This is a genomic window from Dyella sp. PARNA 12/25, from assembly GCF_055702865.1.
Window position 1 is genome coordinate 476,017 of the sequence record NZ_JBVQCI010000001.1, and the last position, 20,893, is coordinate 496,909.

Sequence of the window (20,893 nt, forward strand, 5' to 3'; positions counted from 1 at the left end):
TGGCTCGTTGCGCGCGGCTCCGATAGCTGCATGACGCGATCGGGCCATTGAGTTTCTTGGCTCAAGGAGATGGCGTTATGACCCCAAAGACCATGAAGGCCGCCGTTGCGCATCGCTTCGGTGAACCGTTGCGCATCGAAGAGGTGCCCGTGCCGGCACCCGCTCGCGGCGAAGTGCTGGTAAAGATCGTAAGCACCGGCGTTTGCCACACCGACGTGCACGCGGTGGACGGTGACTGGCCGGTGAAACCGAATCCGCCCTTCATTCCCGGTCACGAAGGTGTGGGTGTGGTGGTGGCGCTGGGTGAGGGCGTGGAAAACCTCAAAGTAGGTGATCCCGTCGGCATCGCCTGGTTGCACGACGCCTGTGGCCACTGCGAGTACTGCATCACCGGTTGGGAAACGCTGTGCGAAACGCAGCATGACAGTGGCTACAGCGTGAACGGTAGTTTTGCCGAGTACGCCATCGGCAACGCTGCATATGTGGCGCGACTGCCGAAGGATGTGGACTTCGCCTTGATGGCACCGATCCTTTGTGCCGGTGTGACCACCTACAAAGGCATACGTGAAACCGAAGCACGACCCGGTGAATGGATCGCCATCTCCGGCATCGGTGGTCTAGGGCATCTCGCGATTCAATACGCAACGGCGATGGGCTTGCAGGTCGTTGCGGTGGATGTCGCCGACGACAAGCTCGCACTCGCCCGCAAGCTGGGTGCATCAGCAACCGTGGATGCACGTAAGCCGGACGCTGTAGAGGAAGTACTGGATGTGACCGGTGGCGGCGCGCATGGCGTGCTGGTAACGGCTGTGTCAGCGCCCGCATTCTCGCAAGCGCTGCGCTTCACTCGCCGCCGCGGCACCATGAGTCTGGTGGGTCTGCCGCCGGGTGACTTCGCCACGCCCATCTTCGATGTGGTGCTCAAGCGCCTGACGATTCGCGGCTCCATTGTCGGCACGCGCAAAGATCTCGCCGAAGCCGTGGCCTTCGCTGCAGATCGCAAGGTGGTGCCGACTATCGAGCGGCGCAAACTGGAAGATGTGAACGATGTGCTGCAAGGGCTGCGCGAAGGGCACATCCAGGGACGCGTGGTGCTGGATATCGGCCAGCCGTAACACCTTTGTGGGAGCGCACCCTGTGCGCGACGGCGATGCGTCAGTTCGTAGCGCGGGCAGTCGCGCACAGGGTGCACTCCCACAATCATTCTTCGGCGTCAGTCGTCCATCATCTCGACCCAGCCTTCGCTGGTGCGAATCTGCAGGGGGCGAAACTTGCGCTTGTAATCCATCTTGGGGTGTCCGGCGATCCAGAAGCCGAGATAGATCCATGGCAGCCCACGGCGTTTGGCCATGGCAACCTGTTGCAGAATCGCGAACGTGCCCAGGCCGCGCGCCGTTTCTTCCGGGTCGTAGAACGTATAGACGGCGGAAAGGCCCTGCTGGCACACATCGGTGACCGCCACGCCGAGCAGGCGCGAGCCCCGGCGGAACTCCAGGAACATGGTGGGGCTCCACGGGGCCGTCAGAAACCTGCGGAAATCGCTGGCGTCCGCCTCGTCCATACCGCCACCGGGGTGGCGCTGGCGCAGGTAACGCTCATACAGCGCGTGCCGTTCGGCGTTGTAACCGGCCATGGACTCCACCACCTGCAGGTCGTCGTTGCGCTTGAGGCAGCGGCGCTGGCTGCGATCGGGCGCGAAATGGGCGACGTCGATACGGCAGGGCGTGCAGGCGCGGCAGTTGGTGCAATAGGGGTAGTAAAGATGGCCACCGGCGCGGCGGAAACCTCGCTCCAGCGCCGGGCCATACAGCTGGTCCAGCTGCGGCGCGGCCGGGTCGATCACCAGGTTCTGTGCCGTGCGCTCAGCAAAATAGCCGCAGGTGTGCGGCAGGGTTTGGAAGAGGCGGACACGGTCGGAGCGCATGCCCCGATTCTATGTCCGTATCGGCTCGCCGTGGGAGTGGGGGAAGCCTGATAAACGGCCTCAGCCGCGACTGGGCTTAGATGACGCCCATGTAACGGAGCATCAGGACGACGAAGGCGCCGGCCACCGCCAGCATGACAATGCGGCGGATCCGATTGGAGACGCTCTGGCGCTTAGTGTCAGGTGAAGGGTTGCGAGCCAGGGCCAGCTCTTCGCCGTGGCGGATCACCGGCTCGATGCCCAGTTCCTTGAGCACGGCGCGCGCGGCCGTGTAGTCGTCGGCCTTGCTCACCCACACTTGGGCCCAGTTGTCGCGGTTTTCCTGGCGCTGCGAGTAGCTGAAGCGCTGGTAGCTGGGCTTTTTCCAGTTGGAGCGGTTCTCGACGGTGCACTCGATGCCCTTCTCGGCCAGCAGAGCGACAACGCGATCGATATTTTCCGGGCGGGGCGAGGTATAGAGCTGACGCATGGTGAAAGCCTTTCGTTCGTCGCCGGAGCGCGTGACGGGGATGTCCTGGCCCGGCTGACCCACCGGCGCGACCGCGGTCGCGCCGGTGGCATGAGCCGATTTTACTACGCCGGGGAGTGCGGCCTCAGCCGCGCAGGCGGATCAGGCCTTCCTGCGCGGTGGAGGCTACCAGGCGGCCGTCCCGGCTGAAGATCTGGCCACGGGCCAGGCCGCGGGCGCCCTGGGCGGTCGGGCTGTCGAAGGAGTAGAGCAGCCAGTCATCCACCCGGAACGGGCGATGGAACCACAGCGCATGGTCCAGGCTTGCCATCTGCACGTTGTGCGTGTAGTACGAGATGCCATGCGGCAGCGTGGCGGTGCCGATCAGGTTGAAATCCGAGGCGTAGGCCAGCATCGAGCGGTGCAGGTCCGGCGAGTCGCCGATCGGTGCGGTCAGGCGAAACCAGATGTGCTGGAACGGCGGGCGCTTCACCGGGTGCAGCTTGTCCTGCGGCCACACATGGCGGAACTCGAATGGTGCATCCACGCCCAGCCAGCGTTGGAGCTTTTCAGGCAGCTTGGCCAGCTGTTCCGGCGGCAGCGGGCTCATCGGCTCGATGTCCTCGGGCATCGGCACCTCGGGCATGGAGGACTGATGCTCGAAGCCCGTTTCCGGTACCTGGAACGAGATGGCGCCGTTGAGGATGGGCTGGCCGTGCTGGATGGCCACAACACGCCGGGCCGAGAAGGTGCCGCCGTCGCGGGCGCGCTCCACGCTGTAGACGATGGGCGCGTTAATGTCGCCGGCCCGCAGAAAATAGGCATGCATCGAGTGCGCTTCGCGCTCGGCGTCCACGGTTTGCTGCGCGGCCGCCAGGGCTTGGCCCAGTACCTGGCCACCAAACACGAAATGGGTACCGATGTCCCGGCTCTGGCCGCGGAACAGGTTGTCCTCCAGCCGCTCCGGCTGAAGCAGGTCGACGAGTTCGCGGACGTGGGTTTCCGTCATGGAAGGCGCTCGGGGGCTAAAAGAAGACGCGCGATTATAGCTGGCGCATTCGGGCGCCGCTTCAGTGGCCGGGGGCGGTGATCCGCTGCAAGCCGCTGCCTTCCAGTACCTGGCCCCAGGGGAACAGCGGGCCCGGATCCAGCTTGCGCGGCACCTCCACCGTCGGCTCATCGGTAGCCGGCAGGCGGGCGAGGTCCAGGTCTTCGTGGCCGGCGATCAGGTGCAGATGCGGGTAGTCCTGGCGCAACTGCGCGAGCAGGGCGCGCAGGGCGGCAATCTGCTCTGGGGTATAGGGCTCGGTCATGGTCTGGCGCTGGGAATGCCACCAGTCCGGGTAGCGCCCCAGGTTCACCAGCTCGATGCCGATCGAGTTGGGGTTGTGCCCCCGCACATGGTTGGCTACCCGGTTGCCAGGCACATAACGGTAAATGCTGCCGTCGCGGTCGATGTAATAGTGGCCGCTGGCCCCGGCCCCGCTTTCGTACAGCACACGCTCGCCGTACTCGCGGGCGGTGGCAAGGTCGGGCAGTTCGGTGCAGTGGATCACCACCATTTCCACCGCGCTGGCAGGGCGCTCGGGCAGCAGGGAAACGTAGGGCAGGGGCTGGTCGATGACGGTCACAGGCATGCTGGGCAGTCTAGCGGCGGTGGGTTGAGACGTCGCCTGTTACGATGCGCGGCCTGATGGACGCTGTTTCGGAGACCGCATATGCGCGGCCAGATCATTCTTTCGCACGGTTCGGACTCCGGTCCGGACGCCACCAAGGTCAGCGTGCTGGCCGCTTTCGCCGAGTCGCTGGGTTGGAAAACCCAGCGCCCGGATTACCGTAGCGATGACGCGTCGGGCTTTGCCGGCTCAGTCGATCCGCGCCTTGAGCGCCTCACTGCCGCCATCGACAGCCTGGATGCGCCTCCGGTGCTGGTGGGCTCGAGCATGGGTTCGTTCGTGTCGGGCCTGGCGTCATTGCAGCGTCCGGTCGCTGGCCTGTTCCTGCTGGCTACCCCGAGTGAGATTCCGGGCTACCGCCAGTCCTTCGACCTGAGCGAAGGCGTGCCGACCTTGCTCTTTCACGGCTGGAGGGATGATGTGTGCCCGCCAGAGGGTGTGTTGGCCTTTGCCGGTCGCCGCCGATTGCCGCTGATCATGGTCGATGACGACCATCGCCTGGGCGACAGCGTCGAGCGCATCGTCGACCAGTTCGGTTTGTTCCTTGCACAGTTGGGCACCGCATGAGCGCGTTCTTCGCTACCTGCCCCAAGGGCCTGGAATACCTGCTGCGCGACGAACTGGTGGCGCTGGGCGCCGAAGACGTGCGGGAAGCGCTGGCTGGTGCGCATTTCTCCGGCTCGCTGGAAACCGCGTATCGCGCCTGCTTGTGGTCGCGCCTGGCCAGCCGCGTGCTGATGCCGTTGGCGGAGTTCGATGCCGTGACCGATGACGCGCTGTATGCCGGCGTGCAAGCCATCGACTGGTCGCGTCACCTCGCTTCGCACGCCACCTTGGCGGTGGACGCCAACTCGGCGCAGAGCAAGCTCACCCACAGTCAGTTCATTGCGCAGCGCGTGAAGGACGCCGTGGTCGATCAATTCCGTCAGCGCGATGGTTCGCGCCCGGGCGTGGATACCGACGAACCCGATGTGCGCATCAACCTGCGCCTGCGTCGTGATCGCGCCACGCTGTCGATCGATCTGGCCGGCGCGCCCTTGCATCGCCGCGGCTGGCGGGAACTGCAGGGCGAAGCGCCGCTCAAGGAAAACCTCGCCGCCGCCATGCTGCTGCGTGCTCGCTGGCCGGAGGTCTACGCCGAAGGTGGCGCATTGCTCGACCCGATGTGCGGCTCCGGCACTTTGCTGATCGAAGGCGCCTGGATGGCGGCGGACGTCGCGCCCGGTTTGCACCGCGAGTATTACGGTTTCCTCGGCTGGGCCCAGCACGACATTGCCGCGTGGCGAACCTTGCTGGACGAGGCGCGTCAACGCGCCGAAGCCGGCCTTCGCGCGCTGCGCAGCTGCTTCTTTGGCAGCGATGCCGACCCGCGCATGGTGCAGACAGCCAAGCGCAATGCTCAGGAAGCGGGCGTGTCCGGCTTTCTGACCCTGGACAAGCACGACGTCACGCACGTGTCGCCGCCGCCGGGCTACAGCCGAGGCTTGGTCATCACCAATCCGCCTTATGGCGAACGCCTGGGTGATCGCGCCGAAATGCCCCGTCTCTATCGCGCACTGGGCGAAACCCTGCGCGAGCGCTTCGCCGGCTGGCGTGCGGCCGTGCTGGCGGGTGACACTGAGCTGGGCCATGCGATTCCGCTGCGGGCCGAAAAGAAATACGCGCTCTACAACGGTGCACTGGAAACCGTGCTGCTGGTGTTCGAGCTGCATGCGCGCAGCGAAACGCCGCGCGAAGTGAAGCCGTTGTCAGAAGGTGCGCAGATGCTGCGCAACCGTTTGGAAAAAAACGTACGCCATCTGCGCAAGCGGCTCGAGCGCGAAGACATCCATTGCTGGCGCGCCTACGACCAGGACCTGCCGGAGTACGCGGCAGCCATCGACGTGTACGGTCAGTCGAAGGGTGAGCCCTGGCTGCATGTGCAGGAGTACCGCGCACCGGCCGACATTCCGGCGGAAACCGCCAGGCACCGTTTGCGCGAGATCGTTCGTGTGGCGGGCGAAGTCCTCGGGGTGCCGCGCGACCGCATTGCCCTGAAGACGCGCGAGCGCGGCAAGGGTGGCTCCAAGTACGGTCAGTTCGACCAGCGCGGCGAGTTCATTGAGGTGGGTGAGGGAGGCCTGCGCTTCCTGGTCAATCTCACGGATTACCTGGACACCGGGCTATTCATCGACCACCGGCTGGTGCGCGCCAAGGTGCGCGAGCTGGCCTCCGGCCGGCGCTTCCTCAACCTGTTTGCCTATACGGCCACGGCGAGCGTCTATGCCGCCGCTGGCGGGGCGCGTGACACCACCAGCGTGGACCTTTCGGCCACCTACCTGGATTGGGCGTCGCGCAACCTGGCGCTGAATGGCTACACCGGTGCCGGGCATCGCCTGATGCAGGCCGACGCCATGACCTTCCTGCAGCGGGATCGCGAACGCTACGGGCTGATCTACGTCGATCCGCCGACGTTCTCCAACTCCAAACGGGCAGAGGACTTCGACGTCCAGCGCGACCACGTTCAGCTCTTGCTGGCCTGCGCCGAGCGTCTCTCGGCGGACGGTGTCATCGTGTTTTCGAACAATTTCCGACGCTTCAAGCTGGATCATGAGGCGCTGGCTGAACGGTTCACTATTGATGACTGGAGCGCCCCGAGTATCCCGTTCGATTTCACCCGCCGTTCGGATATCCATGGCTGCTGGTTGCTGCGTTTGCACACACAGGCGTCCCCTTGGGGAGAGAGTGTGAACCACGTCCGTAATCAGGGGCGACGTTAGTCGTCTTCACGCTTTCTACTCAGTGCGGATTCAGCGCGAAAGTCAGAGCATTAAGCACGGCAAAGAGCGGTAGAAGGCAGCCTCGAGTCCTTCCGCCGGAATCAAGCCTCCCTTGGGAGACAACCTCATGAAGAACACTAAGACTTCCATCGTCAAGCGCGTTGCCATTGCGACTGCCATGCTGATCGGCTGCGCCGCCGTGGCGCCCGCTTTTGCTGGCCACGTCAGCTTGAATATTGGCGTGGGTCTGCCAGCGGTGGGCGTCGGCTACTACGCACCGGCTCCGGTGGTGTACGCACCCCCGCCGGTGGTGTATGCGCCCCCTCCGCCGCCGGTCTACTACGCTCCGGCCCCGGTGTATTACGCCCCGGCTCCCGCATATTACGGTCCTGGCGTTGGCGCTACCGTCATTGTGGGTGGTCACGGTGGTTATTACCGTCGTGATCGTGATCGTGATCGTTACTACTATCGCGACGGTTACCGCCACTACGGTCACTGATCTCGCGCCAGGGTTACACGCCCATAGTACGAAGCCCGGCTCCGGCCGGGCTTCGTCGTTTCTGTAGCAACCCATTCAAACAAGTACACCTGTCGGATTCCTGACTGGCTTCCTTGCATAACCCTCGCTGTCAGGTATTCGCCATCGTCGCATCACACGATCTGAACAGTCGCTGCGGCATGGTGCGCGAATGTCACCATGCGCCGACCGCCGTTCGAAACATGTGCATAAGCTCCGCGGTGCGGAGCATGGCGCCGTCCATTGCAGGGGGCGCCAATGACATTGGCGCCATCGGCCGTACAAGCCGAAGCGCTGATGCTGCGATTCCGGCGAATCCGCTCCCGCAGCATAGCCCTGTGCGCGCCGCTCAGTGCCGAAGACATGATGGTGCAATCCATGCCGGATGCGAGTCCGGCCAAATGGCATCTTGCGCATACCACATGGTTCTTCGAGCAGTTCGTACTTGAGCGTGATGCTGCTTATCGTTCGCTGCATCCGGAATGGCACTATCTGTTCAACTCCTACTACCAGACCGTAGGACCCATGCACGCGCGGCCGCGGCGTGGGTTGTTGTCGCGACCGGGCGTCACGCAAATTCGTGATTACCGCGAACGCGTCGACGAGGCTGTCAGCGAGCGGCTGGTGCGCGGTGTCGATGCGACCACACAGGCCATCATCGAACTGGGGCTGGAACACGAGCAGCAGCACCAGGAATTGTTGCTCACGGACATCAAGCACGCCTTTGCTTCCAATCCGCTGTTGCCGGCTTACACGGCGCCTCTCGCATCGACAGGAACCACGTCACCGGTGCCGCTGGAGTTCATCGCTGGTAGCGATGACGTGGTAGAGATCGGTCATGGTAGCGTGGGCTTTGCGTTCGATAACGAATCACCCCGACATCGCGCGCTGTTGTCGCCGCACGCATTGGCCAACCGGCTGGTGACCAATGGGGAATACGCGGCCTTCGTCCATGACGGTGGCTATAGCGAGCCATCGTTGTGGCTTTCGGACGGATGGGACACGGTGTGCCGCGAACAATGGCAGCGCCCCCTGTACTGGCAGGAAGATTTGTCCAGTGAGTTCACGCTGGCCGGCGTGCAGCAGATCGATCCCGAAGCACCGGTCAGTCATGTCAGCTACTACGAAGCCGATGCCTTCGCCCGCTGGGCCGGGGCGCGACTGCCCACCGAAGTGGAGTGGGAGAGCGCGGCATCGGCGTTGCCCGTGCATGGCAATCTGCTGGATAACCATGCGTTGCATCCGCAGGCGGCCGAGTCCGCTGCAGGGATGTTGCAGATGTTCGGCGATGTCTGGGAGTGGACGGCGTCGCCCTATGTCAGCTATCCCGGGTTCCGGCCGCTCGCGGGTGCGCTGGGCGAGTACAACGGCAAATTCATGTGCGGGCAATGGGTGCTGCGTGGCGGTTCCTGCGTCACGCCGCGCGAACACATTCGCGCGAGCTACCGCAACTTCTTTCCACCCCATGCGCGTTGGCAGTTCATGGGGATTCGATTGGGTCAGGACCGATGAATGTACGAGCCTTTGAACTGCACGATGACGATCGTCGCCCGCCTGTCGATAGCCTGACCGGCATTGTGCAACGCGGTCTGCGTTCCCGCCCCAAGCGCCTGCCATCCTGGCTGTTCTACGACGAGCGTGGCTCACAACTGTTCGAGGCCATCTGCGAGCAGCCGGAGTACTACCTCACCCGTTGCGAAATCGAACTGATGTCTGCGCACGCGGACGAGATGGCGCACGTGCTGGGTGAGGATGTACGGCTGGTGGAATATGGCAGCGGCAACGCGGTGAAGACACGCATGTTGCTGGAGCACCTTCACCACCCGGTGTCCTACGTGCCGGTTGAAATATCACCCGAGCCGCTACGTCGCTGCGTACATGATCTCGCCGAGAGTTTCCCTTCGTTGCCCGTACAGCCCTTGCTGGCGGATTTCACTCGTCCGCTGCGTCTGCCGATTCCGCCTCGTGCACCACGGCATACCGTGCTTTACTTTCCCGGTTCCACCATCGGCAACTTCGAATCGCGCGAAGCCGCGGAGTTGCTGCGCAAGATGCGCGCCGAAATGGGCGATAACGGCGGCATCCTTATTGGCGCGGATCTGAAGAAAGATGTGGCGACCATCGAAGCCGCTTACAACGATCGCGCGGGCGTCACCGCCGAGTTCACCCTAAACATGCTGGTGCGGCTCAATCGCGAGATCGGCAGCGACTTCAACATCCCCGAGTTTCGCCACGTTGCACATTACAACGCCATGGCTGGCCGCATCGAGACCTTTCTGGTCAGCAAGAGCGACCAGAAAGTGCGCGTCGGCAAGCAGCAGGTGAGCTTCGGTTGCGAGGAAGCGATGCAGGTGGAATACAGCTGCAAGTACTCACCCGATGACTTCGCCACCTTGGCCGGCAAGGCTGGCCTGGAAGTGGCGCACTCATGGACCGATCCGCAGCACATGTTCGCCGTGTACTACCTGGTGCGTGCGGGCGCCAGGACGGCGCCGCACGGCTGATCTTTAGCCATTAGGGGCTGAATACGAGCACCACGAATACGGCGAACATCGACAGGTGTACGGCACCCTCCAGCATGGTGGTGCGCCAACCTGAGAACGTCAGCGAGCTCAACACCAGCGTGGAGGCGAGCAGCACGATGCTGGCGGGCGGCAGGCCCAGCACCACCGGCTTGCCGGTGAGCAGGCCGATCGCCAGCACCGCCGGCACCGTGAGGCCCACGGTGGAGGCCGCACCGCCAAGGCAAAGGTTGATGGCGCGCGTGAGTTCGTCGCGGCGAATGGCGATAAGCGCCGAGATGCCTTCCGGCGTAAACACCAGCATGGCGATGATGACGCCGCCTAGGGCTTGCGGCGCGCCGGTTGCCTCGATGCCATAGTCCAGCACCTTGGCCAGGCTCTTGGAGAGGATCACGATCGGCAGGATGTTGATCAGCAACAGCAGCACATGAAACATCAGCTCACCTTTACGCGGCTTGCGCGGCGGCGGTGGCGGCGATTCCGGCAGATTCATGTCCGAGTCGGATCGCGGCGCGACGAAGTAACCCTTGTAGCGTCCGGTCTGCAGCCACAGGAATAAGCCGTAGAGCGCAATGGTGAGGATCGAGAAGCTGACGGCCTGTATCGAGGTGAGCGAGCCATCGGGCGTCGACGCAGTGAAGTTGGGCAGCACCAGGGCGATGGTGGCCAACGGAATGATCACCGCGAGAAATGCGGACGCGCCATGCAGGTTGAACGCCTGCTCGTGATGACGAATACCACCGACCAGCAAGCCCAGCCCCACGACACCGTTGAGCACAATCATCAGCACCGCGAACATGGTGTCGCGCGCGAGGGTGGCCGTGTCGCCAGCGCCGAGCATCACGGCAGAGATCAGAACCACCTCGATGATCACGATGGATAGCGTTAGCACCAGCGTACCCACCGGTTCGCCGAGTAGGCTCGCCAATTCCTCCGCTTCGTGCACGACGCCGAAGGAACCCCACACGATCACGAAGAACAACCATGCAAACAAGCCGAGGCCGACATCGTGGCGGCTCAGGTGCTGCATCCAGTCCGAGCCGTAGATCAGGAACAGGCTGACCGTGACCCAGGCAATGACGGGACGGATCAGCATCCTGGGATTGAACTGCCAGCGCGACTCGGAGGAAGGTTGTGCGTCGTGCGTCATAAGGTCTCCTGCTTTACAGTGTCTCGCGCCAAGTGCCGCCCCAATCGGCGGGATGCACGTCGGCGATGGACTGTGAGAATACCCAGCGATGCCCGCCGATGTCCTCTGCCGTGTATCGCCGTTCGCCAAAAGGGAAGTTCTCGAGTGGGTTGATGATGTGTGCGCCGTTGTCTCGTGCACGGGCATGGTGTTGGTCGACGTCGCTTACGCGGACCATGACGCCGTGGGCCATGTCGACGGGTTGGTCGTCGTCCATCCGTTCCGTGACGACCATTGATGCGCCCTCGAACACGAGCTGTATGCGATGGTCGGCGATGCGCAGGCGTTCCCGGAAGCCAAAGGCGCGACATAGCCACTCTGCGGCGACCGCCACGTTGGCGTATGCCAGTTCGGGGATGAAGATGCCCGGTGGCATGGAGCGGTTGGTGAGCATGGTGGGTAGGGCCTTTGTGCTGGGCACTTGGGGCGCTTACTCTGACGCTTGGCGTGTGGTTGGTTGGTGATTCGCTGTCTGCGACGGGGCGCTGGTGACGCTTGGAGGCTTTTCCAAATGTCCTGCGAGCCCTGTCCGTGCCTCACCGTCATCCCCGCGAAGGCGGGAAGCGCTTTACAACAGCGAAGCTGGTCATCCAGTGCCATTGCTCTTGGCCTTGAATGTGGCGAACCCGCCAGCATGCCGCCTACGACGCAAAGCTAGTCCCTGTGGGACGCGGCGGGCGTTTCGATCACCGTGAAGGTGGCAATGTCGTCTGCCGACGACGCAAAGCTAGTCCCCGTGGGACGCTCGAGTCACTTTTCTTTTGCTGGCCCAAAAGTCCCACGGGGATTAGCTTCGCGTCAAAAGTAACCCAAAGAAAACGGCCTCCAGAGCGAGGTCGTCGTAGCGTCGTGATTAATACAAGCCTTGGCGGCGGCGAAGCCCGGAACGTCACGATCGCACGACACGCGGCGCAGCTACACCGCAACGCGCCAAAGGGAAGAGGACTTAAAGCGAGGTGCGGCTGCGCCACACTTCTCCCTCTCCCCTTTGGGGAGAGGGCCGGGGTGAGGGGCGGGTGCTCGCGGGAAGGCAGCACCGAAGCGGTCAGCGGTCTCTGCAAAGGCCCTTAGCTGGGCCGCCGCGCACCCAACTGCACCAGCACTTCGTGCGCAGAACGAATACGTTCGGTTGCCCCCGGCAGCTCCAAGCTCACCTTGAGCTTGTCCTGACCATCCAGCTTGTAAACCCGCGGCTGCCCCTGAATCAGGCGAATGATCGCCATCGGGTCGACTTCGGGCTTGTCGCGGAAGGTGATGCGCCCACCATTGGCACCGAAGTCGAGTTTGCGAATACCCAACGGCGTGGCCATCAGCTTCAGTCCAGCGATGGCAAAGAGTTGCTTAGCAGGATCGGGCAGCAGGCCGAAGCGGTCGATCATTTCCACTTGCAGGTCGCGCAGGCGCTCGTCACTGCGCGCGCTGGCGATGCGCTTGTACAAGGTCAGGCGCGTGTGGACGTCGGGCAGGTAGTCGTCGGGGATCAGCGCCGGCAGGTGCAGTTCCACTTCGGTTTCGTGCTCGCTGCTTAGATCGAAGTCGGGCAGCTTGCCGGATTTCAGCGCGCGCACGGCGCGTTCCAGCAGTTCAGTGTAGAGACCGAAGCCGATTTCCTGGATCTGGCCGGATTGTTCGTCGCCCAGCAGTTCGCCTGCGCCGCGAATTTCCAGGTCGTGAGTCGCCAGTGTGAAGCCCGCACCGAGCTCTTCGAGCGAGGCAATGGCTTCGAGGCGCTTTTCCGCGTCGGCGGTCATCGCCTTGCGGTCGGGCACGACAAGATAGGCGTAAGCGCGGTGGTGCGAACGTCCCACGCGGCCGCGCAACTGGTGCAACTGCGCGAGGCCGAAGCGATCGGCGCGGTTGATGATAATGGTGTTGGCGGTCGGGATGTCGATGCCGGTTTCGATGATGGTGGTGCACACCAGCGCGTTGAAGCGCTGGCGGTGGAAGTCTGCCATCACGCGCTCCAGCTCGCGCTCGGCCATCTGGCCGTGGGCAATGCCGATGCGCGCTTCGGGGATTAGCTCCTCCAGCTCACGCGCCGCGCGCTCGATGGTGTCGACTTCGTTGTGCAGGAAATACACCTGGCCGCCGCGCTGCAGCTCGCGCTGGAACGCTTCGCGGACCAGCGCCGGCTCCCATTGCGCGATGAACGTGCGCACCGCCATGCGATGTGCGGGCGGGGTGGCGATCAGTGACAGGTCGCGCAGGCCGCTCATCGCCATGTTCAGCGTGCGCGGGATCGGCGTGGCCGTCATGGTGAGCAGATCCACCTCGGCGCGCAGCTTCTTCAGCTGTTCCTTCTGGCGGACGCCGAAGCGCTGCTCTTCGTCGACAATGACAAGGCCGAGATTCTTGAACTTGATGTCCGGCGCGAGCAGCTTGTGCGTGCCGATGATCACGTCGATCTGGCCTTCGCCGAGGCGCTTCAATGCATCGTTCACTTCCTTGGACGATTTGAAACGCGATAGCACGTCGACCTTCACCGGCCAGTCGGCGAAACGATCGGCAAAGTTGCGGTAGTGCTGCTGGGCGAGCAGGGTGGTGGGCACCAGCACGGCGACCTGTCGGCCGGCCGTGGCCGCGGCGAAAGCGGCGCGCAGCGCTACTTCGGTCTTGCCGAAGCCTACGTCGCCGCAGATCACGCGGTCCATGGCGCGCGGTGCGGCGAGGTCTTTCAGCACCGAGTCGATGGCCTGTTCCTGGTCGGGTGTTTCCTCGAACGGGAAGCTGGCTCCGAATTCCTCCACCATCTGGCGATCGATGGGCATCGACTCGCCGCCGCGCGCTTCGCGCTGCGCATAGATGGCGAGCAGTTCTGCCGCCACGTCGCGCACCTTTTCCGCGGCCTTGCGGCGCGCGCGTTCCCACGCATCGCCACCTAGCGAATGCAGCGGCGCAAGTTCGGGCGCCGTGCCGGTGTAGCGGCTGACCAGGCCCAGCTGCGCCACGGGCACGTAGAGCTTGTCGCCCTTGGCGTACTCGATGGTGAGGAACTCGCCCTCCATGCCACCCAGTTCCATCGAGACCAGGCCCTGATAGCGGCCTACGCCGTGATCGACGTGCACGATGGGTGCGCCGATGGTCAGTTCGGTGAGGTCGCGGATGATGCTTTCCGGATCGCGCGCCGCGCCCCGGCGGCGCTTGCGTTCCGTGCGCACGCGCTCGCCGAACAACTCGCGTTCGGTGAGTACTGTGAACGCGGGGTCGTTGAGCGCGAAGCCCTGTTCCAGCGCAGCGATGGTGATCGAAAGCCGCCGCTGGTCCGCATCAGTGAGGAAGGCCTGCCAACCATCCACGGTGTCCGGCTTGAGGCCGGCGCTGGCGAGCTGTTCGATCAACGCTTCGCGTCGGCCGGCCGAATCGGCGGCAATCAGCACGCGACCCGGGTAGCTCGACAGAAAGTGGCGCAGCGAGGTGCCCGGTTCTTCACCCTTGCGGTTAAGCGGCAGCTCCGGTGCGGGCTGTGTGCCGTTGGGCAGGGCGTGTTCGTGGCTGCTTTCCACCAGCTCCACGCGCAAGCGCTTGTTGAGCTGCTCGCGCAACAGTTCGGGTTGCAGATACAACTCTGCTGGCGGCAACACCGGGCGCTCGATGTCGTGCGCGCGTTGGTCGTAGCGCTCGCCGGTCTGCGTCCAGAACTGATCGGCGGATTCCAGCGCACCTTCGCCCAGCAGGAACACGGCGTTGTCGGCGAGGTAGTCGAACAGCGTGGCGGTCTGCTCGAAGAACAGCGGCAGGTAGTACTCGATGCCGCCCGGGGTCACGCCTTCCTTGATGTCCTGGTAGAGCGGGCAGCGACGCACGTCGATGGGAAAGCGTTCGCGCAGGCGAGTGCGAAAGTCCTTGGCGGCGTTCTCGGTAAGCGGGAATTCGCGCGCGGGCAACAGCTCGATGTGTTCCACCTGTTGCTGCGAGCGCTGCGTTTCCGGGTCGAAGCTACGGATGGATTCCACTTCGTCGTCGAACAGCTCGATGCGGTACGGCTCGACCGCACCCATCGGGAAGATGTCGATCAGCGCGCCGCGCACGGCGAAGTCACCAGGCTCGCCTACCTGCGGCACGTTGCGGTAACCGGCCGCCTCCAGTCGCCGCTGCTCGGCCGCGAGGTCGAGCTTCTGTTTCTTTTTCACCACCAGTCCCGCGCCCGTGATGTGGCTGCGCGGGGCGATGCGCTGCATCAAGGTGGCGATGGGCACCACCAGCACGCCACGTTGCACGTTGGGCAGCTGGTATAGGGTGGCGACGCGCTGGGAGACGATGTCCGGGTGCGGGCTGAACACGTCGTAGGGCAGCGTTTCCCAATCCGGGAAATGCAACACCGGCAGGTTGCCCGCGAATACGTGCAACTCGTCTTCCAAGGCGCTGGCACGCTGCGTGTCACGCGTGACGGCCACCAGCAGGCCTTGGTGCGTGCGTGCTGCCTCGGCGACCAGCAGGGCGCGTGAGGAGCCGTGCGGCGACGTCCAGAAACGACGCTGCTTGGGGGTGGAGGGCAGGGACGGATGGGGGATCGTATAGGCCATGCGGACGCTGGGACTCGAAGTGCGCGGCACCTGGAAAGCGGGCAAGTGTAACGCGACCGCCCCGGAAGGCCGGGGTTGAGCCTGTTCACCATCTCCGCATGGCCCGTGCCGGGAGCAGTTTGCCCGCTAGACAAGGAAGAACGACGGAGTGTATGTCGATACACGACCGAGTGATGACGCCGGATGGTGGGCAAACAGACCCGGCCCGCAGGGTTGTTCGCCAGCGCCCGCCAGGGCGTGGTACGCGGCTTGACCTGACGGCCAGTCAGGCACGGCGCCACGCACCACTCTCTGGCGGGCGCTGGCGAACAACACGGGCTATGCGGAGATGGTGAACAGGCTCTTAGTTCACATCAGCGTATGGGTCAGGCTCAGAGCTGCAGCGAGATCAGCGTGGTGCCGGGCTCATCCGGGATCAGGCGGCGGACGAAGCCCAGCTCCCTGCACAGCTCCAGCATCGGGCGGTTCTCCAGCAGCACATAGCCCCAGATTTCGCTCAGGCCGCGGCGGCGGCAATCGTTGACCAGTCGCTGCATGAGTAGCGCGCCCAAGCCCTGGCGTGCCCAGTCGTGCTCCACCAGTACAGAAAATTCCGCGCTGTCGGCCGCTTCATCTACGTAGATGCGGCCGACGCCGCGAATCTCGGCCGGCCGCACGGTTTCGTCCATCAGCACGAAAGCCGTTTCGAAGGCAGGGTCTATACGGCACAGGCGCTGCGCCATCGGCTCCGGCAGCTCGCACATCGCGTGGAGGAAGCGGCGGCGAATGTCTTCCGGTGACAGGCGGCAGAACTGGCGCTTCAATGCGGCTACATCACCCGGCTCAATACCGCGCAACCGGAGTTCGCGGCCATCGTGCGTGTGGACCAGCTCGCCCTGGGGCTTGGGCAGCTCAAGCAGCCGCGGACGGGCGAACCGTTCGGTGCTGCGCGGAGGAACCAGACCACGTCGGGTTGTGGAGTAGTCGATGGCGGGTGTCATGGCCATACTTTACCGTATTGTGTGCACCGCAACATGAACAAAGGGCCTTCATTCATAACCAATTTTGCGGTGCTATGTCGCACTGCATTGCGGTTGGTGGGCTGACCCCGTGCCGCGGATGGGTGCGATTGGCAGAATGCGCCAACCCATCCGTGGGCGCGTTGAAGGAGAGTGAAATCCATGGGCACTGCGACCAAAGGCATCACCCCCGCCCAGCTAGAGGCCTTGTGCGGCCCCTGGCCTGGAGTAACGCGGGACATCAAGTGGGGTGGCGAGCTGGTCTTCAGCGTGGGCGGCAAGATGTTCGTGGTGATGCCGGTGAACGGTGGGCGACTCGCCTTCAAGGTCGAAGATGATCGCTTCCTCGAACTATCCGACCAGCCGGGTATGATCGCTGCCCCCTATCTCGCCCGTGCCCGCTGGATCCAGGTGGTGGAGCCGCGGCGCTTCACCACCAAGGAGCTGTCAGGGCTCATCCATACCGCTTATGGGCTGATTCGCGCCAAGCTCACCAAGAAGCTGCAGGCGGAGTTGGGTGAGTGGCCGTTACAGAAGGAGCAAGACAAGTGAAGCAATTCATCGGCAGCGTCGCCCTGGTGGTCGCTGACTACGACATGGCCATTGACTGGTACACCCGCGTCCTCGGGTTCACCCTGGTCGAGGACACCGACATGGGCGGCGGCAAGCGTTGGGTGGTGATAGCGCCGCCGGGCTCGACGGAAACGCGTTTGCTGCTCGCCAAAGCCAGCACACCAGAACAAGCCGCGCGTGTGGGTGACCAGACGGGCGGTCGCGTCTTCCTGCTGCTGCATACTGATGATTTCTGGCGCGACTACCAGCGCATGAAGGCGGCTAGCGCCACGTTCTGCGAAGAGCCCCGCGAAGAGGCTTACGGCACGGTGGTGGTGTTTCAGGACCTCTACGGCAACAAGTGGGATCTGTTGCAGCTCAAGCGCGCGTGACGTCGAAACGACGACTGTAGGAGAGCACTTGTGCGCGACAAGCCAACGGAGCGGAGTCGTTGCAGTTCCGCGGTCGCGCACAAGTGCGCTCCTACACGGAGGCCGTAGGCTCAGTCGGTGATATCCGGCTCGAAGAAGCTCCAGCGGATATCCGGGAATTGCGCCTTCATGGCGTGCTCCACAGCATTGATCCCCTCGATCAACGTGGTTTGGTCAGGTGCGGGCGACATACGTGCCTTCACGGCCACCATCACATCAGGCCCCATCTGCAGCGTGACGAGGTTGAGCACCACATCTACTTCGGGGCGGGCATTGATGAAGGCAATGATGGCTTCGCGCTGTTTCGGCTCCACGCCCTGGCCTATCAGCAGTGCTTTCACTTCGTACGCGACGGCAATGGCGACGACCACCAGCAATACACCGATGACAATGGTGCCTACCGCGTCGTAAACATGATTGCCCGTGACCATGGTCGCGAGCACCGCTGCCAGCGCCACACTCAGGCCGAGCAGGGCAGCGAGATCCTCGCCGAAGACCACCAGCAGCTCGCTGGAGCGCGTTTCATGGAACCAGCGCCAGAGGCTGCGTCCATCCCGCACCTTGTTCACTTCCGTCAGGCAGCCGCGCATGGAAAAGGATTCAGCAGCGAAGCCGAAGGCCAACACCCCCACGGCCAGCCATGGCCACCTCAGGGGCTCAGGGTGACTGAGCTTGTGAATACCCTCGTAGATGGAAAACATGCCGCCTACGCTGAACAGCAGCATCGCCACCAGGAACGACCAGAAATACATGGCGCGGCCCCAGCCCAGCGGATACTCGTCGGACGGTGGCTGTTCGGCCTGGCGCATACCAAACAGCAGCAAGCACTGGTTGCCGCAGTCGGCCAGCGAATGCACGGCTTCGGCCAGCATGGCGCCCGAGCCCGTGATCAGAGCAGCGGCCAGCTTGCTGAGGAAAATCGCGAAGTTCGCGCCCAAGGCGAGCAGGATCGCCCTGAGCGAATTGGCATGGCCGGACATCGTGCATTCCTTTGGACGAAGGCTGCAGTTTATGCGGCCTGGCCGATCAGTGGATGCCCACGCCGACACCGAGGCCAAAACTTATATTGGGATGGCCACTCTGTAGCTCAGCGGCCGTCCAAATGTGCGATTGCGTCACGCTCACCAGGGGAAACACATAGGGGGCCTGACCCACCGCGCCTGAGCGCGTACCGTTCAGGCGGCCCACCAGTGTGATGAGGCCTCCGTTCGGGTAGTCGAACGATTCGACATAGCCCGGTACCACTGCGATAAAGCGTCCCCAGCCCGGGCTGTTGTCGATCTTGGGGCGTTGCGAGTCATCGAGCGGATAGGCGGCGATCTCGATCTCGCTGTGGTCGGCGAGGTTGTATACCTCGACAATGCGCCCGCCCCAGATCACATCGGCATTGCCGTACTGCTGCGGCGACTGCGCCACCATGTTCGGCGCGGCAGCTACGGTGGTCGGCGAGGGCTTGTAAATAGGAGCCGGCGCGCACGCGGCCAGCATCGACAGGCCAGCACACAGGGCGCTACGTAGAAGAAAAGAAGCGACAGGTTGATTCATGGCGCACATCCGCGTGGTTTGCCTGAGCTTAAGGCAACGCTGATGAAGTATCACCGTCGTCACCCGCCCTGTCTGTTCGCAGACCACAGGGCCATTGGCGAAGGCAGACTGGCCGTCTGTCGAGCCAAGGGACCGAAGGCATGCGGACAGACAGGGCGGGCCCCAACGCGTTGAATTTGAGTTGACGGGGTGATGTCTGGAAGGCCGGCAGGGTGTGCCGCGCGGCTTGGCAAGACGGCCAGTCTTCCCGGCGCCACGCGACACACTCTGCCGGCCTTCCAGACATCATGACGACGGCGATACTTCATCAGCGTTGCCTTAACGGGCAGGCGTCATGGGCGGTATACACCAGAAGCGGGTTCAACCGGCGCCTTCTTCCACCAGCCAATCCAGTCGCCAGTGTGCCGGCTTGTCCTGGGAGAGCAGGGATGTCATGGCGTGCAACGGTTCGCGTAGCACATCATCGAGTTTCCACGGCGCATTAAGGATGACCATGCCTGAGCCATTGAGGCGCAGCGGCGAGTCGTCAGGGCGCACCAGCAACTCGGCCCGCAACACGCGTCGAGCGCCGCAGCGCTGCAGCCAGCGGTGGAACGGTTGCACCTGGCTGCGCAGCTTGATGGGATACCAGACGGCATAGACACCCGTCGGCCAACGCTCCAGCGCCACCTTCAGCGCCTGCTCGATCACCCGGTACTCGCTGTCCTGCGCCTCATAGGGCGGATCGATCAGCACCAGTCCGCGTTTTTCCTTCGGCGGCAGCAGCGCCTTCAGCGCCTCGTAACCGTTGCGCTGATGCACGTGCACGCGATGATCGTGGTGGAACAGCTCGCGCAGCAGCTTGGCTTCTTCGGGATGCAATTCGCACAACTGCGCGCTGTCGCTGTCGCGCATGGCCTGGGCTGCCTGCAAGGGCGACCCCGGATACAGCTTCAGCCCGTGCTCATTGCCCGGGAGCCGCAGAATGCTGTCCAGCCAGCGGCGCAGCAGGGGCGGCAGCGGCGGAGCTTGGTGGTTCGAAGCATGCATGTCGGGAAACAGCAGGCGCGCGATGCCATCTTTGTACTCGCCGGTCTTGCCCGCTTCGGTGCTATCCAGCGCGTAGCAGCCGCTGCCCGCGTGCGTGTCGATGAACGCGAACGGGGTGGGTTTGGCCTGCAGGGCTTCGATGAGTGCGAACAGCACGGAGTGCTTGAGGACATCGGCGAAGTTGCCGGCGTGGTAGGCGTGGCGGTAGTTCATGGGAATAGGGGTGCCGGGCGGTGGGTAATTATAGGGAGTAAAGACATCCCACGGCTCGCTGCGGCCCACGCCACCCCTGATGATCCCAACTCCAGAGTTGAGCCTCCGCATACACGCTGGTTATCCTCCAGCCCATGACCCACCATCTGCTCCGCCACCTACGCCGTTGCCGCGCCCTGTTGGCGCTGGCGCTGTGCGCCTGGTTGGCGTTGTCCAGCATGGCGTGGGCGCAGCCTGAGGACTGTTGCCCCACGGTCATGGCGTCGTCGATGAGCATGTCGATGCATCACTGCACGATCACGCCAGCCAAAGACGTCCACACCCATGCCGGCAGCATGGCCGCCGATGGCTGCTGCGCTCATGCCGCAGCCACGGTACCGCCTTCCGGCATCCAGCACATGCTGCACGCGTCGCCTGACAGCTCTACCTGGCAGGCTCGCCGTGAGGTGGCGCCGCAGCCTGCTTACGAGCCACCCTTGCGGCCACCGCTGGCCTGATTCTCCGTTCGCAGTGAGGGGCCGGTTGATCGGCTGATGTGACGCACCCGTGCTGCGGGTGCGACTGACG

20 protein-coding genes are annotated in these 20,893 nt (G+C 63.8%); 9 read left to right on the forward strand and 11 right to left on the reverse strand.

Annotated features, from left to right (window positions below):
• The first annotated feature begins 77 nt into the window (after positions 1-77).
• Positions 78-1,115, forward strand: a complete 1,038-nt coding sequence (adhP, locus tag AC0GUR_RS02205) for an alcohol dehydrogenase AdhP (RefSeq protein ID WP_472875829.1) — start codon at positions 78-80, stop codon at positions 1,113-1,115.
• 98 nt (positions 1,116-1,213) lie between these two features.
• On the opposite strand, the gene AC0GUR_RS02210 is transcribed toward adhP, so the two are convergent.
• The 4 genes from AC0GUR_RS02210 to AC0GUR_RS02225 form a co-directional block, all read right to left on the reverse strand.
• A complete protein-coding gene (locus AC0GUR_RS02210; protein WP_472875830.1) occupies positions 1,214-1,924 on the reverse strand; it encodes an arginyltransferase in 711 nt (236 codons plus the stop codon).
• 76 nt (positions 1,925-2,000) lie between these two features.
• Entirely contained in the window at positions 2,001-2,393 is a 393-nt protein-coding gene (locus AC0GUR_RS02215) for a putative signal transducing protein (RefSeq protein WP_472875831.1), read from the reverse strand.
• Between the two features lie 124 nt (positions 2,394-2,517).
• Positions 2,518-3,381 (reverse strand): acyl-CoA thioesterase II, encoded by an 864-nt coding sequence (gene tesB, locus AC0GUR_RS02220; protein ID WP_472875832.1) that lies wholly within the window; start codon positions 3,379-3,381, stop codon positions 2,518-2,520.
• Between the two features lie 61 nt (positions 3,382-3,442).
• Positions 3,443-4,009: an N-acetylmuramoyl-L-alanine amidase gene (locus tag AC0GUR_RS02225; protein ID WP_472875833.1), complete on the reverse strand. Its 567-nt coding sequence runs from the start codon at positions 4,007-4,009 to the stop codon at positions 3,443-3,445.
• Positions 4,010-4,090: 81 nt separating this feature from the next.
• On the opposite strand from AC0GUR_RS02225, the gene AC0GUR_RS02230 reads away from it, so the two are divergent.
• The 5 genes from AC0GUR_RS02230 to egtD all read left to right on the forward strand — a co-directional run bounded on the left by AC0GUR_RS02230 (position 4,091) and on the right by egtD (position 9,828).
• The gene (locus AC0GUR_RS02230) at positions 4,091-4,615 is read left to right on the forward strand and encodes an alpha/beta hydrolase (RefSeq protein WP_472875834.1); all 525 of its coding nucleotides are present in this window, start codon (positions 4,091-4,093) and stop codon (positions 4,613-4,615) included.
• Entirely contained in the window at positions 4,612-6,807 is a 2,196-nt protein-coding gene (gene rlmKL / locus AC0GUR_RS02235; protein WP_472875835.1) for a bifunctional 23S rRNA (guanine(2069)-N(7))-methyltransferase RlmK/23S rRNA (guanine(2445)-N(2))-methyltransferase RlmL, read from the forward strand. Before AC0GUR_RS02230 ends, rlmKL begins: the two co-directional genes overlap by 4 nt.
• Positions 6,808-6,934: 127 nt before the next feature.
• On the forward strand, positions 6,935-7,306 hold the full coding sequence (locus tag AC0GUR_RS02240) for a hypothetical protein (protein WP_472875836.1): 372 nt from the start codon (positions 6,935-6,937) through the stop codon (positions 7,304-7,306).
• 276 nt (positions 7,307-7,582) lie between these two features.
• Positions 7,583-8,836, forward strand: coding sequence for an ergothioneine biosynthesis protein EgtB (gene egtB / locus AC0GUR_RS02245; RefSeq protein WP_472875837.1), 1,254 nt, complete (start codon positions 7,583-7,585; stop codon positions 8,834-8,836).
• On the forward strand, positions 8,833-9,828 hold the full coding sequence (gene egtD / locus AC0GUR_RS02250; protein ID WP_472875838.1) for an L-histidine N(alpha)-methyltransferase: 996 nt from the start codon (positions 8,833-8,835) through the stop codon (positions 9,826-9,828). Before egtB ends, egtD begins: the two co-directional genes overlap by 4 nt.
• A 10-nt stretch (positions 9,829-9,838) precedes the next feature.
• Here egtD and AC0GUR_RS02255 read toward each other — a convergent pair whose 3' ends face one another.
• The 4 genes from AC0GUR_RS02255 to AC0GUR_RS02270 all read right to left on the reverse strand — a co-directional run bounded on the left by AC0GUR_RS02255 (position 9,839) and on the right by AC0GUR_RS02270 (position 16,538).
• The gene (locus AC0GUR_RS02255) at positions 9,839-10,996 is read right to left on the reverse strand and encodes a calcium:cation antiporter (protein WP_472875839.1); all 1,158 of its coding nucleotides are present in this window, start codon (positions 10,994-10,996) and stop codon (positions 9,839-9,841) included.
• Between the two features lie 13 nt (positions 10,997-11,009).
• Entirely contained in the window at positions 11,010-11,429 is a 420-nt protein-coding gene (locus AC0GUR_RS02260) for a VOC family protein (RefSeq protein WP_472875840.1), read from the reverse strand.
• Between the two features lie 673 nt (positions 11,430-12,102).
• Entirely contained in the window at positions 12,103-15,558 is a 3,456-nt protein-coding gene (gene mfd / locus AC0GUR_RS02265) for a transcription-repair coupling factor (RefSeq protein WP_472875841.1), read from the reverse strand.
• Positions 15,559-15,929: 371 nt separating this feature from the next.
• The gene (locus AC0GUR_RS02270) at positions 15,930-16,538 is read right to left on the reverse strand and encodes a GNAT family N-acetyltransferase (protein ID WP_472875842.1); all 609 of its coding nucleotides are present in this window, start codon (positions 16,536-16,538) and stop codon (positions 15,930-15,932) included.
• A 180-nt stretch (positions 16,539-16,718) separates the two neighbouring features.
• Between AC0GUR_RS02270 and AC0GUR_RS02275 the strand changes: the two genes are divergently transcribed.
• Both AC0GUR_RS02275 and AC0GUR_RS02280 read left to right on the forward strand, forming a co-directional pair.
• The gene (locus tag AC0GUR_RS02275; RefSeq protein ID WP_472875843.1) at positions 16,719-17,108 is read left to right on the forward strand and encodes an MmcQ/YjbR family DNA-binding protein; all 390 of its coding nucleotides are present in this window, start codon (positions 16,719-16,721) and stop codon (positions 17,106-17,108) included.
• Positions 17,105-17,500: a VOC family protein gene (locus tag AC0GUR_RS02280; RefSeq protein ID WP_472875844.1), complete on the forward strand. Its 396-nt coding sequence runs from the start codon at positions 17,105-17,107 to the stop codon at positions 17,498-17,500. The genes AC0GUR_RS02275 and AC0GUR_RS02280 overlap by 4 nt, the downstream gene beginning before the upstream one ends.
• Before the next feature lie 110 nt (positions 17,501-17,610).
• Here the strand turns inward: AC0GUR_RS02280 and AC0GUR_RS02285 are convergent, their stop codons facing one another.
• From AC0GUR_RS02285 to AC0GUR_RS02295, 3 genes are all read right to left on the reverse strand, one after another.
• Complete coding sequence (locus tag AC0GUR_RS02285; protein ID WP_472875845.1) at positions 17,611-18,519, reverse strand: cation diffusion facilitator family transporter; 909 nt, start codon at positions 18,517-18,519, stop codon at positions 17,611-17,613.
• A gap of 46 nt (positions 18,520-18,565) precedes the next feature.
• A complete protein-coding gene (locus AC0GUR_RS02290; protein ID WP_472875846.1) occupies positions 18,566-19,084 on the reverse strand; it encodes a Slp family lipoprotein in 519 nt (172 codons plus the stop codon).
• A 360-nt stretch (positions 19,085-19,444) separates the two neighbouring features.
• Positions 19,445-20,326: a 23S rRNA (adenine(2030)-N(6))-methyltransferase RlmJ gene (locus tag AC0GUR_RS02295; protein ID WP_472875847.1), complete on the reverse strand. Its 882-nt coding sequence runs from the start codon at positions 20,324-20,326 to the stop codon at positions 19,445-19,447.
• Between the two features lie 134 nt (positions 20,327-20,460).
• Here AC0GUR_RS02295 and AC0GUR_RS02300 point away from each other — a divergent pair, with 134 nt between their 5' ends.
• Entirely contained in the window at positions 20,461-20,823 is a 363-nt protein-coding gene (locus AC0GUR_RS02300) for a hypothetical protein (RefSeq protein ID WP_472875848.1), read from the forward strand.
• Positions 20,824-20,893: the final 70 nt, after the last annotated feature.